This is a genomic window from Staphylococcus durrellii (assembly GCF_015594545.1).
Lineage (GTDB): Bacteria > Bacillota > Bacilli > Staphylococcales > Staphylococcaceae > Staphylococcus > Staphylococcus durrellii.
Window position 1 is genome coordinate 483,574 of the sequence record NZ_JADIIO010000001.1, and the last position, 14,883, is coordinate 498,456.

At 34.7% G+C, this 14,883-nt stretch carries 16 protein-coding genes; 4 read left to right on the forward strand and 12 right to left on the reverse strand.

The genetic code is table 11. From position 1 onward, the window contains the following. The first annotated feature begins 92 nt into the window (after positions 1-92). Positions 93-1,496, forward strand: coding sequence for an MFS transporter (locus tag ISP02_RS02080; protein ID WP_195720018.1), 1,404 nt, complete (start codon positions 93-95; stop codon positions 1,494-1,496). A gap of 26 nt (positions 1,497-1,522) precedes the next feature. After that, positions 1,523-3,313 (forward strand): beta-glucuronidase, encoded by a 1,791-nt coding sequence (uidA, locus tag ISP02_RS02085; protein ID WP_195720019.1) that lies wholly within the window; start codon positions 1,523-1,525, stop codon positions 3,311-3,313. 106 nt (positions 3,314-3,419) lie between these two features. On the opposite strand, the gene ISP02_RS02090 is transcribed toward uidA, so the two are convergent. Next, the gene (locus tag ISP02_RS02090) at positions 3,420-3,689 is read right to left on the reverse strand and encodes a DUF1413 domain-containing protein (protein ID WP_195720020.1); all 270 of its coding nucleotides are present in this window, start codon (positions 3,687-3,689) and stop codon (positions 3,420-3,422) included. Between the two features lie 152 nt (positions 3,690-3,841). On the opposite strand from ISP02_RS02090, the gene ISP02_RS02095 reads away from it, so the two are divergent. Continuing rightward, positions 3,842-4,546 (forward strand): SDR family oxidoreductase, encoded by a 705-nt coding sequence (locus tag ISP02_RS02095; RefSeq protein WP_195720021.1) that lies wholly within the window; start codon positions 3,842-3,844, stop codon positions 4,544-4,546. Positions 4,547-4,580: 34 nt separating this feature from the next. Here ISP02_RS02095 and hisIE read toward each other — a convergent pair whose 3' ends face one another. The 11 genes from hisIE to ISP02_RS02150 form a co-directional block, all read right to left on the reverse strand. Next, positions 4,581-5,210, reverse strand: coding sequence for a bifunctional phosphoribosyl-AMP cyclohydrolase/phosphoribosyl-ATP diphosphatase HisIE (gene hisIE / locus ISP02_RS13180; RefSeq protein ID WP_195720022.1), 630 nt, complete (start codon positions 5,208-5,210; stop codon positions 4,581-4,583). Continuing rightward, a complete protein-coding gene (hisF, locus tag ISP02_RS13185) occupies positions 5,207-5,965 on the reverse strand; it encodes an imidazole glycerol phosphate synthase subunit HisF (protein WP_195720023.1) in 759 nt (252 codons plus the stop codon). The genes hisIE and hisF overlap by 4 nt, the downstream gene beginning before the upstream one ends. Continuing rightward, a complete protein-coding gene (gene hisA / locus ISP02_RS02110; protein ID WP_195720024.1) occupies positions 5,962-6,666 on the reverse strand; it encodes a 1-(5-phosphoribosyl)-5-((5-phosphoribosylamino)methylideneamino)imidazole-4-carboxamide isomerase in 705 nt (234 codons plus the stop codon). The genes hisF and hisA overlap by 4 nt, the downstream gene beginning before the upstream one ends. Continuing rightward, positions 6,667-7,236 carry an imidazole glycerol phosphate synthase subunit HisH gene (gene hisH / locus ISP02_RS02115; protein WP_195720025.1) on the reverse strand — a complete coding sequence of 190 codons (570 nt, stop codon included), beginning with the start codon at positions 7,234-7,236 and terminating at the stop codon, positions 6,667-6,669. After that, the gene (hisB, locus tag ISP02_RS02120; RefSeq protein ID WP_195720026.1) at positions 7,233-7,811 is read right to left on the reverse strand and encodes an imidazoleglycerol-phosphate dehydratase HisB; all 579 of its coding nucleotides are present in this window, start codon (positions 7,809-7,811) and stop codon (positions 7,233-7,235) included. The genes hisH and hisB overlap by 4 nt, the downstream gene beginning before the upstream one ends. Next, entirely contained in the window at positions 7,789-8,793 is a 1,005-nt protein-coding gene (locus ISP02_RS02125) for a pyridoxal phosphate-dependent aminotransferase (protein ID WP_195720027.1), read from the reverse strand. Before ISP02_RS02125 ends, hisB begins: the two co-directional genes overlap by 23 nt. Then, positions 8,793-10,049 (reverse strand): histidinol dehydrogenase, encoded by a 1,257-nt coding sequence (gene hisD, locus ISP02_RS02130; RefSeq protein ID WP_408020141.1) that lies wholly within the window; start codon positions 10,047-10,049, stop codon positions 8,793-8,795. The genes ISP02_RS02125 and hisD overlap by 1 nt, the downstream gene beginning before the upstream one ends. Beyond that, positions 10,039-10,656, reverse strand: a complete 618-nt coding sequence (gene hisG / locus ISP02_RS02135; RefSeq protein ID WP_195720029.1) for an ATP phosphoribosyltransferase — start codon at positions 10,654-10,656, stop codon at positions 10,039-10,041. The genes hisD and hisG overlap by 11 nt, the downstream gene beginning before the upstream one ends. A 21-nt stretch (positions 10,657-10,677) precedes the next feature. Then, on the reverse strand, positions 10,678-11,496 hold the full coding sequence (locus ISP02_RS02140; RefSeq protein ID WP_195720030.1) for an ATP phosphoribosyltransferase regulatory subunit: 819 nt from the start codon (positions 11,494-11,496) through the stop codon (positions 10,678-10,680). Between the two features lie 360 nt (positions 11,497-11,856). Next, positions 11,857-12,009, reverse strand: a complete 153-nt coding sequence (locus tag ISP02_RS02145) for a hypothetical protein (protein ID WP_195720031.1) — start codon at positions 12,007-12,009, stop codon at positions 11,857-11,859. Between the two features lie 14 nt (positions 12,010-12,023). After that, entirely contained in the window at positions 12,024-13,529 is a 1,506-nt protein-coding gene (locus ISP02_RS02150; RefSeq protein ID WP_408020142.1) for an AbgT family transporter, read from the reverse strand. A 269-nt stretch (positions 13,530-13,798) separates the two neighbouring features. Here ISP02_RS02150 and ISP02_RS02155 point away from each other — a divergent pair, with 269 nt between their 5' ends. Then, positions 13,799-14,617 (forward strand): SDR family oxidoreductase, encoded by an 819-nt coding sequence (locus ISP02_RS02155; RefSeq protein ID WP_195720033.1) that lies wholly within the window; start codon positions 13,799-13,801, stop codon positions 14,615-14,617. The last annotated feature ends 266 nt before the right edge of the window (positions 14,618-14,883 follow it).

The following is a 14,883-nucleotide window of genomic DNA, read 5'->3' on the forward strand; positions in this document are numbered from 1 at the left end:
TAAAACAAAAAATTTTCACCATTAAAGAAACCGCTTCCAAATGTCGATTCATTTTTTTAGAGTATGCTTTAATGCTAATGAGGGGTGAGGTTATGGTTGTCGCAAAGTTGAAATCTGAAAACAGAAGATTAAGTACTTTCAAAGAAATTCAAGCGCCTAAATTAAAATTTAGAGAAAAACTTTCATATGGTTTTGGTGATTTAGGAAACGGCATGATGTTTGATATGGGTCAGATTTACCTGCTTAAATTTTTCACTGATATTTTAGGTATATCTAGCGTTTATGGGGGGTTAGTATTTTTCCTTTCTAAAATCTTTGATGCTTTCTTTGATACTGGTGTGGGTGCTTATGTTGATAATAGAAGGCATATTGGGAGTAAAGGAAAGTTCCGTCCATTTATTTTATATGGGTCAATACCGTTAGCCATGTTTACGGTATTAACCTTTATTTCACCAGATTTAAGCTATACGGGAAAAGTAGTTTGGGCATTTACGACATACATATTGTTTAATTTTGCCTATTCTGTAGTTAATATTCCATATGGTTCACTTTCAGCTACTATGACACTTAACGCTGATGATCGTACACAATTGTCGGTATTTCGTAATTTAGGTTCACAAGGTGCGTTGTTTATCGCCGGTATCGTAGTTATTCCAATGGTTAATGCCTTCCCTAATCATGCTATAGGTTACCCGATAGCAGTAGGCCTATTAGGTATAGCGGGCGTTATATTTCATATGATTTGTTATAAAGGAACTAAAGAGCGACACGTTATTGAACAACCTAAAACTAAAAACATGGGAAGAAAAGCTTTCAAGGCATTGTTTAAAAATTTGCCATTTATTATTTTAGTTATTTATACATTGTTAACGATTACGGCACAATTTTTAAAACAACAAGTGCAATTATATTATTTCCAATACGTACTAGATTCACCAAATTTAGTAAGTATCGTTAGTACATTAAATTTTATAATGTTAATACCTGCATTAATTTTAACGACTATTTTAAGTAAAAAATTTGGTAAAAAAATGACAGCTATAATTGGTGTAACGGCATTCTTTATTTTTGAATTTCTGAACTTAGCCGTATTTGGAAGTAACTTAAAATCATTTTTAGTGATCAATACTTTGTCTAATATGAGCCTAGTAATACCAACTACAGTGTCATGGGCATTTATAGCTGACGTAGTTGAGTATCAACAATGGAAAACTGGAATTCGCTCTGAAGGTATCATCTATTCTAGCTATAGTTTCACAAGGAAAATCACCCAAGCCTTAGCAGGATTGATTTCAGGTTCAGCTTTAACACTAGTAGGATACCAGCCTAATGTGCAACAAACTGCATCTACACTATTTGGTATGAAATTTATCTTCTTTGCAGTTCCTGGAATAGCTACGCTTATTGGCATGGTAGTATTCTTAATATTTTATCCTTTAACAGACAAACGTCATAACCAAATTGTTAAAGAGTTAGCTTTACGTGAAGAAATTTAATCTGAAAAATTGAAAGGGGATTTATTATGTTATATCCAATTACAAATGAACATAGAAGTATTATAGATTTAAATGGGATGTGGAATTTTAAATTAGAGCAAGCTGGCGAGGTTATAAATGTGACGAAGCCTTTAGTCACAAATAAAGTGATGGCTGTACCAGGTTCTTATAACGAACAAGGCGTTACTAAAGAAATTCGAAATCACGTGGGTAATGTATGGTATGAACGTGAATTTACAATTCCTAAAGTATTGAAAGATGAACGTGTGGTTTTACGTTTTGGTTCAGCGACACACCAAGCTACTGTATACATTGATGGTGTTGAAGTTACTTCACATAAAGGCGGCTTTTTACCATTTGAAGTAGCATTAGATGAACAATTCTCACATGGTACGCACCGTTTAACTGTTTGTGTGAATAATATTTTAGACGAAACTACATTGCCTGTTGGTTTTTATTCTGAATCAACTAATAAAAATGGTGACACAGTGAGAAAAAACGAGCCGAACTTTGACTTCTTTAATTATGCCGGACTACATCGACCGGTCAAAATCTACACAACACCTCAAACGTATATTGAAGATATTACAGTTGTACCTGAAGTATTTCCTTCATATGCCAACGTGAACTACACTGTAGAAACGAATACACAAAGCGATGTACAAGTAAGATTATTAGACGCGGAACAAAATGTCGTTGCAGAAACAACTGGTGCTAAAGGCACAATCGAAGTTCAATCTCCACATTTATGGCAACCATTAAACGCTTATCTTTATAACTTAGAAGTAAGTTTAATAAATAATGGTGAAGTTGTGGATCAATACACTGAAAGATTTGGTATTCGTTCAGTCGAAGTCAAAGATGGACAATTTTTAATAAATAACGAGCCGTTTTACTTCAAAGGGTTTGGTAAACATGAGGATACTTACTACAATGGACGAGGTATGAATGAAGTAGCAAATGTGATGGACTTCAACTTAATAAAATGGATTGGTGGTAATTCATTTAGAACATCACATTATCCTTACTCAGAAGAAATGATGCGTTTGGCCGATGAACAAGGCCTTGTCGTTATAGATGAGACAACAGCAGTAGGTGTACATTTGAACTTTAATGCCGTGTTAGAAGGTGTTAGTGAACGTAATACTTTTAAAGAAATTGGTACCCAAGAAGCACATGAAAGTGTTATTAAAGAATTGATAGCTAGAGATAAAAATTACGCTTGTGTCGTTATGTGGTCAGTAGCTAATGAACCAGCATCAATGGAAGAAGGTGCTAAAGAGTATTTCAAACCACTTGTTAATTTAGCGCGTGAGTGTGATCCACAAAATAGACCAGTAACTATCGTGACGTTATTGACGGCTCAACCAAATAATTGTCTAGTACAAGATTTAGTAGATGTACTTTGTCTTAATCGTTATTATGGTTGGTATACACAAACAGCAGATTTAGATGCCGCTAAGACAGCCTTAGCAAATGAATTGGATGAGTGGGGACGTAAACAACCTAACAAACCAATTATGTTTACAGAATATGGAGCAGATACAGTTGTTGGGCTTCATGCTACGGATGATATTTTGTTCACAGAGGAATATCAGGTACGTTATTATGAAGCAAACCATGAAGTTGTAGATAAATATCCTCAATTTATCGGTGAGCATACATGGAACTTTGCAGATTTTGAAACAAGTAATGGTTTAATTCGTGTTCAAGGTAATAGAAAAGGTATTTTTACTCGTGAACGTCGACCTAAGGCAGTTGCTCATTACTTCAAAAAACGTTGGGAAAATATTCCAGATTTCGGTTATAAAAGGTAAAACGCGTTTGCACAAAAGATAAAAAATAATAATCTGAGACATAAATATTTCTGACTAAAGCATAAACGTCAATTTCTATATCGATAGAAATTGACGTTTTGTGCATTTATACATAGGCTTTAAAATTGGGTTTAACTTCATTATATTCATATAAAGAATTATACATGCGCATACGGATATGGTCTTCAGAAGCAAATGGAATACGGATATGGTCGTTTTTATCTACAAATATACGAAATTCACGTTCAAGTGATTTACGTTGTTCTAGTGGTAAATTAATCCATTCTTGTTCAGTGAAAAGTGCGTTGAAATGAAATTCAAATGATGTACGGCCTTTTTGTTCACGCAATTCAGCAATTCTATCTTCAAAGTTCATAAGCATACCCCCTTATTTTAGTATCCTAATTATTACTTTATTACTAAATTGTGTAATTTACAAATAGAGTTATTGCTGCTGATTCTTCATTAATGATTGCAGCAGTGAATATGTGGTAGTGTTAAATTAGTAAAGTATAATAGGGAGGTAAAATGATGAATTTAAACGGTAAAGTAGCGGTGATTACTGGTGCTAGTAGTGGCATTGGTGCTGGCATTGCTCAAGCATTTGCACAGCAACATATGAATGTCGTATTAGGTGGACGAAACGAACAACGTCTCAACGAAGTGGCATCAAGCATCCAAGAGGAAACACAAGTACAAGTGAGTACATTTGTCGTTGATGTTACTAAAAATGAAGAGGTAAATAATTTAGTGAATTTTGCTCAAGAACAATTTGGTAAAATTGATGTTTTAGTGAATAGTGCTGGCCAAATGTTGTCATCTGCAGTTACAGATGGCGATGTCGACGCTTGGGATACGATGTTAGACGTTAATGTTAAAGGTATGTTATACGGCATAAATGCTGTGTTACCAAAATTTTTAGAACAATCTTCAGGTCATATTATTAATATTGCCTCTATTTCAGGTTTTGAAGTGACTAAGCAAAGCACGTTATACAGCATGACGAAAACTGCTGTGCACACGTTAACACAAGGGTTAGAAAAAGAACTAGCTAAGACAGGCGTTAGAGCTACAAGCATTTCACCAGGTATGGTAGAAACTTCAATGACTGAAAGTACAGATTGGGGCGGACGTAAAAAATTAGAACCTAAAGATATTGCCGAAGCAGCAATATATGCGCTACAACAACCCGCACATGTTAATATAAATGAAGTTACTGTACGACCAGTATAAAAAACGTTGAGCATATGCTCAACGTTTTTTATCGTTACCAATTATTAATATCGGAACGTTCACCTTTAAAATTGTTAGTCTGTTTGTGACGCTCTGCTAATACGTTTTCTACTTCTGCAAAGTTTATATCTAAATCATGTAGTAAAACAAATAAGTGGTACAGTAAGTCTGCCGTTTCACTTGTCACTTCTTCACGGTCATTTTTCATTGCACCGATAACAACTTCAAATGCTTCTTCACCAAACTTTTTAGTAATTTTCTCGATGCCTTCTGCTAATAAATATTTAGTATATGAATTTTCTTTGTTAGATTTAGCGCTGGTAGTAATCGTTTGTCCTAAATCTTGCACACTGAACGGAATATCAGTATTAAAACAACTTTGGCTTCCAGTGTGGCATGTTGGTCCATTAGGTATCACTTCTATAAGAATCGTATCTTGATCACAATCTAAATAAATATTCTTTACTTCTTGTGTGTGACCAGAAGTTTCACCTTTAGTCCATAAGCGTTGCTTAGAACGAGAATAAAAACAAACGACATTATCCTGTAATGTTTTTTGGTAGGCTTCTTCATTCATATAACCTAGCATTAGTACTTGTTTTGTAGTTACATCTTGTAAAATTGCGGGCAATAATCCTTTGCTAAAATCAGGTTGTTGTGTCATCTTACAGGAATACCTCCTTCAGACATAAATGATTTAATTTCATTAACAGTGGTCTCTTTATCATGTAAAATACTCGCGGCAAGTCCAGCAGAAACACCGGTTTGCTTAAACAAATCAACGAAATGATTAGGTTCTCCGCCACCACCTGATGCAATAACAGGGATATTCACGCGTTGTTCAATTTCATGTAAATGTGTGACATCAAATCCTTGTTTCATACCATCATGTGTCATACTCGTAATGAGTAATTCGCCCGCACCTAATGACTCGACTTCTTGTACCCAGTCATAAACACGTTTGTCTGTGCGTTTTTTTCCACCATGTGTGTAACAAAAATAATCATCTAATGTTGAATCGTAGTTACTATCGATAGCGATGCAAATACATTGTCTACCAAATTTATCGCTGGCTTCTTTAATGAATTGAGGGTTTTTTAATGCGCTAGAATTAAGCGAAACTTTATCAGCACCATGGTTCAGTAATTGAGAGATATCATCTAAAGTAGCGATACCACCGCCAACGGTTAACGGAATAAAAAGTTTTGCTGCTGTTTCTTCAATGACGTCTAGTACTAAATCATGACCCGCTTCAGTCTTAGAAATATCTAAAAAGACTAATTCATCAGCGCCTTGTTCATTATAATAAAGTGCGTAATCCACTGGATTACCGATATCGCGTAATCCTTTGAATTGAATTCCTTTTACGACTCTGCCGTCTTTGACGTCTAAGCATGGAATGATTCTTTTTTTAATCAAGATAAGCCCTCCCAAAATTGAGGATTGTGTGCAGCCTTACCTACGATTGCCGCATAAACATTTAACGCATCAAGTTGCTTAATATCGTCTTTGTTCCTAATTCCGCCTGAAGCGATAATAGGAATATTTGTTTGTTGTACTAACTTACCAGTAATTTCGAAATTTGGTCCCGATAGACGTCCATCTTTAGATATATCTGTGTAAATTAAGCCGCCTAAAGGCAAATGATTAATCTTATCGACTAGTTCAAAGAGGTCTAACTGTGCATCTTGTTCCCAGCCATTAATTTTAATAGCTCGTTTATAGGCATCGACGGATAAATAAATACGATTAGGAAATTGTTTTGCAATTTTGGCTAACCAATCTAAGTCTTGAATAGCTTTTGTGCCAACAATACAATATTCTATGCCGTGTTTGAAATAAGCCTCTATAGTTTCAACTGTTCGAATACCACCACCGACTTCAATAGGTTTCGACGTCAATTGACGCAACGTCTTAATATAGTCTTGTTCGACTGACGTTCGTTGTTTTGCACCTATTAGATCGACGATGTGAACTCTGTCGACACATTCAAATTGACTATAATACATTATACTTTCTTCAGCACTACGGGCCATTTTTTCTTCAGAGTCATATTTGCCCTCTGTAAGCCTTACACTTGTTGCGTTAATTAAATCAATTGCTGGCCAAAGCTTGATCATTTAAAATCCTCCTTGTAAAGCTTGATTTAGAATAGCTAAACCATATTCGCCACTTTTTTCTGGGTGAAACTGAATACCAATATAATTATCATATTGAATGATGCCAGGAATATTAGTGCCATAATCTGCATAAGCTATAACGTTAGCTGACATTTCTGCTTGATAAGAATGTACAAAATAAACATCATGCTCTAATTGTTTATTGTCACTAATCAAATTATTCCAACCTAAGTGAGGTACTGGATAGGGTGACTGGATTGGTACTATTTGACCCGGTACTAATTGTAGGCCATCGACATCTCCTTCAGCACTATGTTCAAACAGTAATTGCATCCCTAAACAAATGCCTAACATTGGCTTATTATTTATATTTTGTAAAATTGGCAATAATTGACGTTGATTAATCGCGCGCATAGCGTCTTTAAAGTGACCGACCCCCGGTAATATAATGGCATCTGCCTGATTTATAATCTCAGCGTCTTGTGTTAATTGTGCGTCATAACCCAAATGTTCAACCGCGCGTTGAATATTTTTAATATTGCCCAATCCATAATCAACAATAGCAATCATTCGATCACTCCTTTAGAAGAAGGAACGCCTTGAACGTCGTTATCTGCTAATGCCTCTTTTAAAGCTCTAGCAAATGATTTGAAAATGGCTTCAATTTCATGGTGTGTATTCCCACCTCTAATTAAATCAATATGCGTAGTTAGACGTGCATTAATAACTAATGCCCTAAAAAATTCTTCTGTTAATTCCGTATCAAAGGTACCGACTTTTTCTCTACTAAGGTCACAATTAAATGATAAATAAGGTCTACCACTAATATCCATAACCGTACGAGCTAAAGTTTCGTCCATCGGAATGTAGCTTGTAGCGTATCTACTAAATGATTGCTTTTCTTTAATCATTTCTAGAAGTAATTGGCCCAAAACAATACCGATATCTTCAGTTACGTGGTGATCGTCAACTTCTAAATCACCGTTGGCATGTATTGTAAGTGATAATTTACTATGGAAAGAGAAGAGCGTTAACATATGATCTAAAAATCCTACACCAGTTTGGATATCACTTTGAGTACCATCCTCTGATAAGGCAATATCAAGTTTAGTTTCGGCTGTATTACGCGTTTTTTGAAATTTCATATTGTTTCCTCCAATCTTGAACAATTCGAGTTAATTCATCTAATTGCTCATCAGTTGCGATGGAATATCTTACATATTCACTCATTTCTGGTTCATCATAAATTCTAGGTTGAAAGCCTCTATCGGCAATAAATTGACCTAATTGTTGTGCCAAAGTTCCTTTTGTTAAGACAAAGTTAGTGGCAGATGGAAAAATGCGAACAATATCTCCGACATTATTATTGAATATAGCTTTAAGTCGCTGTGCTAAATAGCGTTGATGTTCAATAAACTGACGTGTCTCTGTTGTATGCTCGAACATATAAATAGCAATATTTAAAGTAATGGTATTTAACGGATATGGATGTTCTATTTGTTTAATTTTATCTATAGTTGTAGGTGTACCGATTAAAACCCCTAAGCGTAAACCAGCAATTGCAAAAGCTTTCGACAACGTCCGCATTTGTAATACATGGTCAGCGAATGTGACGTCATAAGCTTCACCAAAGTCTAAATAAGCTTCATCAATAATGAAATATCCACCGATTGACTTCATTTTGTCTGCAATAGTAGTTAAAAAAGTAACGTCGTATTGTTTTCCAGAAGGATTATGTGGATTGCTCATAATGAAAAATGACGGTTGGTAATTATCGATGGCAGTCATGATTTTATTTAAATTAAATGTTAAATCTTCTTCAGCATTCACAAAATGAATAGAACGCTTAACTTGATTTGCATAGGCTTGATACATAAAGAAGTCAGGATTTAAGGTTAATACGGGACCTTCGGGCATAATGAGCATCAACTTTTGTATTAATTCATCTGAACCGTTACCAGCAATAATTTGTTCTGCTTCAAAACCATAAAATTTAGCATAGGCTTGTTTAAAACGCTCATATTCATCATCTGGGTAAAAGTTAAAGGAAGATTCACTGATGATTGAAGCTAATAATTCTTGCGATAAAGGTTTTAGAGGGCTTTCATTTTTGTTAATTCTAATCATCATGATTCTCCTTTATTAATACGTACCTTGATAGATTGTTCGTGGTTAAAAAGCTGTTCATTATGTGCTATGTTTTGCGCAGATTGTTGAATTTGATTAAACGTCTGTTGAGACAAATTAATAACAGAATGTCTCGTTAAAAAGTCATTTACTGATAAGCCATTTGCAAAACGTGCATTTTGGTTAGTCGGTAACACATGACTAGGGCCAGCAACGTAATCACCAATAACTTCAGGAGAGTAATAACCTAAGAACAAGGCGCCAACATCACGCACATGATTTAAAAAATCTTCAGGATTTTTAGTCTGAATAGATGCATGTTCTGGTGCAATGTTATTCATTACATCACAGGCATCGTCGAAATTATCAACATGAACAAGATAGTGATTGTTATCGATGCTTGCCTTTACAATGTCGTGACGTTCTATTGTTGATAAGGCTTCGTTTATTTTCTGTTCTAATGTTTGAAGTACAGCTAAGTCTTCGCTAATAACGAAAGTGCGTGCTAATTCGTCATGTTCAGCTTGAGCAAAAACATCATATGTTATCGCTTCTAAATCTGCAGTATTATCTATGATAAGGGCAATTTCACTTGGTCCTGCAATTTGGTCGATACCAACTGTCCCAAATAGATATTTTTTCGCATATGCAACAAATTGGTTACCTGGACCAACGATTTTATCTACCTTTGGTATTGTTTCTGTACCATAAGTTAAAGCTGCGATACTTTGTGCACCGCCAACTTGGTATACTGAATTTACGCCTGCAATGTAACATGCAGCAAGCACTATGTCTGGGACGCCTTGTTGTTGTGGAGGCGTAACAACGATGATGTTTTTAACTCCGGCAACTTGGGCAAGTGTTGCAGTCATTAATACGGTAGAGGGATAGCTTGCTTTACCACCTGGCACATAAATACCTACACTATCCAGTGGGTGATATAATTCATAACACTCTTCTTGTCCACGCTTTGATTCCCATTTAATAGATTGTTGGTAGGCTTTAATACGTTCATAACTTTGTATTAATGAATTTTTAAGTTTACTATCTATACGGTTATATGCTTGCTTAATAGTATCAACCGAAATTGCAAGTTGTGGTGTGTCGACTTGATCAAACTGTTTATTATAACTACGTATTGCAGCATCTCCAGAATGTTTAACAGTATCACAAATTTCTTTGACTAATGGATATAAGTCTTCATTTAATGCAGGTGTATCTTTTGTTGAGTTTAGAAAAGAAGTTTTATTTAAAATCAATGAGAGACACCTCCAATGTTTCTATAAAACTGTCTATATGCTTAGACTTTTGAAAATATGAATGCTTATTCGTAATTAACTTTGCATTGATAGAGGATATTTCGTCTTTTTCAACTAATCCATTAGATTTAAGTGTTGTACCTGTTTGAACAATATCAACGATACCATCGACCATGTCAACTAGACATGCAAGCTCAATAGATCCTGATAGTTTTACTAACTCGACATCAACACCTTGCTTTTCAAAATAATTTTGGGCTGTTTGAACATATGACGTCGCAACTTTATTAAATGTCGTAGTTTCTGGTTTAGCTGCTAAAGCAAAATGGCAGTCTCCAAAAGGTAAGTCTAATAAATTATTAATATTGTATTGGCCTTCTTCTAAAATATCACTACCCACAATACCGACATCTGCTACACCTTGCTCAACATATATAGGTACATCGCTACCTTTAACCAAAATAAATTGAATATCTTCCACAGATATTAATAATTGGCGCTGTCGATTTTCTAGTGCTTCGACGATTTTAGTTTCTTGTTTATCGTGTAAATATTGAATAAAGCTTTTTAAAAGTCTGCCCTTGGCTAATGCAACTGTCAACATAATGTCTTCTCTCCCTCGAAATTAAATTATAAATCCTAATCCGAACCCCTCTAGAGTCCCTTTATAGTAACCACCAGTTAATTGTTGGTTTTTATTACGTTGTAACGTACAACTCATAAATGCGCCTTTATAATAAGAACGTGGTGGCTGAGGTGTAATATCTAGATGGATATTAACAATGCCTAATGATTTAAAAAATTGCTCCCATCGCGTCAATGCTTGTATTGTTGTGTGATCAGGCGTGAAAAGCTGATTTAATAAATTTAATTGTTCAGTTGTATTTGTCGTTAACAATTGAATGATAGGGTGCGCCGTACCTAAAAGTTGTGATAGTGCTGAAATATTGCGCTCTTGTATATATTTTAAAGTCGTTGCATCTTGATATTGCTCATTCAATAATAAATCTATAAGTTGATAATGACCTAAAATAATAAATTCAATGTCATCGTCTAAATTTGTTTTAATATAGTTGTAAAACACATTAAAATCATTGTGCATTTGAGTGACTGTTGGATTGTAATGCTCAATGCCAAGTTGAGTGTTGACGATATTATCTCTTATTATAGGCCCAGAATACGCCACTTTATCATAGTCAGCTGGGTATTGACTGTAATAGCGTAATAGTTGATCAGTAAAGTCATTACGTAACGCAAAAATTTGATGGTTATGTTGCCAAAAGCTACGTTCTGTCATTTGATGTAAATCATCTTGAGTGAGCGTAGGCCACTTTAATGACTCAATAAAGCTGAAATCAACAAGTTCAAAATTTGCTACTTCAAAATGCTTTAAAAAGGCAAGTTCTTTTTCTTTGTTTGCGATTAAAGTTGTCGAATTTGTCATAAAACCATCCTTTGCGTTTACTTTTACTCTCTACCGAAGTAAAGTGTTAAATGATAAGTTACACTTTAACACAACTATTATTTAAATTCAATAAATTTTCAGAATATTATAGGTACAGTTACATAAAGTTTAGAATAATGTTTTGCTGTAAGTGGCATAATCAGTCATGTCACTATCCGGTGCCGTGTTACCATTTGTGGTCCGAACTATTTATGTTGTACTTTTATCGTTTAAATGAGGTTCGTGATGTACTGTTTGAGTTATCCTCTCAAATCCTGAAGCGGCTGAAGGTTCAACGAAATTTTGTACGCTATTGGCTAGTAAATATAGATAGTTGTACATAGATTTATCGTGTACTGTCTAAGTACCATATAAAATAGGTGATATTATTATTTTACTTACTAATTTAGAAGTTCTAGAAACGGCTATGCCTCCAGCATCTGTTTGTCCGCCTAAACTAATGTCTGTTACTGATATATCATCATAAGTTAATTTATAACAAAGTTTAATCATATAATGTTTTCATTTTATTTGGTAAGCAAAGGGCCTCCAGGGCCCAATGGCAATCCACATAAATACCAAATAATCATAAATACTGGCCAAACGATACTGAGTACGATGGAGTACGGCATTAAACTTGAGATTAATGAACCAAGTTGCATGTTTTTATCATACTTTTGTGCATATGATAACAATAATGGTAAATATGGCATCATAGGAGTGATTGGATTAGAGATTGAGTCTCCAATTCGGTATAACATTTGTGTGAATGCTGGGTGGAATCCTACGATTATAAGCATTGGAATAAATATTGGTGCTAATATACCCCATTTTGCAGAGGCACTACCAATGAGTAAATTAATCAATGCACTAAGAATAATAATACCGATTATTAACACAACACCGTTCTGACCTTTTAGTAAGTCTGCGCCTTTAACTGCTACAATAATACCTAGATTACTCCATTCCAAAAATGCCAATAATTGTGCGGCGAAAAATACGATAACTATAAATGACCCCATAGATGACATAGAATCGGTAAACATCTTTCCTAAATCTTTTGAATTACTTATTTCTTTAGTAATTACGCCGTAAACAATGCCAGGTATTAAAAATATAATTAATAAAATTAAACCAACACCATTTAAAATAGGGGCGTCATTGAGTAAACTACCTGTTTTGGCATTACGTAAGAAACTATTTTCAGGTATGGCTAAAATAATCAAAACAATAATTGATGCGACAAAACTCATATTTGCCCAAAATACAGCACGCTGCTGTGTAGGAGTGATCGAATTATTAGAGTCATCGGTACTAATATCTGAATTTGAATCATCATATGTACCTAATCTCGGTATAACTAATTTCATCGTTACCCAATAGACGGCTGGTAATAATACGACGACGCTCGCTGCAATGAAATACCAGTTCATAGCAACATTAATATGTATTGTATCTGACACGATTTTTGTTGCTGGCTCTGTAAATGAATACATTAAAGCATCCGTCATACCCAAAATTAAATTGGCAGAGAAACCGCCTATAGCTGATGCATATGCCATTGCTAAACCAGCAATAGGATGATAGCCTAATTTAATAAATACCATCGCGGTAATAGGTGGTAGGACGATAGGTGCTGCATCACCAGCTGCATTGCCTAAAATGCCTATAAGAATAATACTAGGCACGATAAGTTTTTTGGGTGCCTTATGTACAATTTGTATCATTAACTTATCAAAGTAACCTGTTTTTTCAGCCACGCCAATACCTAACATTACTGCTAATACTAACCCTAAAGCAGGAAATTCTGAGAAGTTTTTGATGGCATCATTTAAAATCATTTGTAAACCATCACTACTTAAAATATTTTTAATTTCTACAACTTTACCAGTGCCTGGATGCTTAACTGAAATATGGAATAATGATACGATCCATGTAAGAATTGCTAAACTAAGACACATTAAAAAGAAGAGAATGCTAGGATCTGGCAAACGGTTGCCAACGCCCTCAACGATATTCAAAAAATTATTCATAAGTGACTTTTTTTGCTTTACATCAGAATTCAAAAAACCCCTCCCCCTTTGAAACTTATCGAAAGTATATCAGAGCGTAAGTTAAAAAAACAAAATTTTCTAAAAAATCTATCTTTTTAAATACTATCTATTAGAATATTAAGTATTTAAAAGTAAAAATCAGTAAGCACAGACGAGGTTATAAGTATCAAATGTTTATTCACAAGTTAAAAAGGCAATTTTAAAATAAGTGACTATAATATCTGACATAATTTAAGGAGTGAATCTAGATGGGGAGATTAGATAATAAAATAGCAATTATTACAGGCGCAAGTACTGGCATAGGCAGGGCGTCTGCTGAAGCTTTGGCAGAAGAAGGTGCAGAAGTATTAGCATTTGATATTTCCGACGATCTTGATGATACAGTAAATGCAATTAAAAATGCTGGCGGTAAAGTGAAGGCATATCATATAGATATTTCAGACGAACACGCAGTGGAAAGAGCTGCTAAGAGTATTAAAGAAAATTATGGCGCCATTGATGTTTTGTTTAACAATGCTGGCGTTGATAATGCTGCAGGACGTATACATGAATACCCTATAGAAGTATTCGATAAAATTATCAATGTGGATTTAAGAGGGACATTTTTAATGACGAAATTCTTTATTCCGCTGATGTTAGATAACGGTGGTTCTATTATTAATACGGCATCATTTTCTGGACAAGCCGCAGATTTAAATCGTTCTGGCTACAATGCAGCTAAAGGTGGGGTTATCAACTTTACACGTTCTACAGCTATAGAATATGGACGTGAAAATATACGTGCTAACGCTATCGCTCCAGGTACGATCGAAACACCTTTAGTAGATAAATTAGTAGGTTCTGAGGAAGACAAAGCAGGGCAAGATTTTAGAGACAACCAAAAATGGGTAACACCACTAGGACGTCTAGGTAAACCTAGCGAGGTAGGTAAGTTAGTTACATTTCTAGCTTCCGATGATAGTTCATTTATTACCGGAGAAACAATTACCATTGATGGTGGTGTAATGTCTTATACTTGGCCTGGCGAGATGTTAAGCGACGATAGTTGGAAGCAATCTATAAAATAATGAAAAACAGTCTATGACAGTAACAACTCGAACTAAAAAATAAACGTCAATTTCTATAGAAATTGACGTTTATTTCGTCTTTGTGAAATTTTGTAACTCATTAAGCTACTATGTATTATGTTTAATATCATTACGACAAACGCATTTTCATGTATTTATTCGCCGAGCTGCCATTCGAATGAAATCATAAAATAGCCGTTATATCGTTAGAAAAGCGAGCTATATCATAAGAAGTATTGAAATAAAAGTAGCCCTTAAGTGCTTTC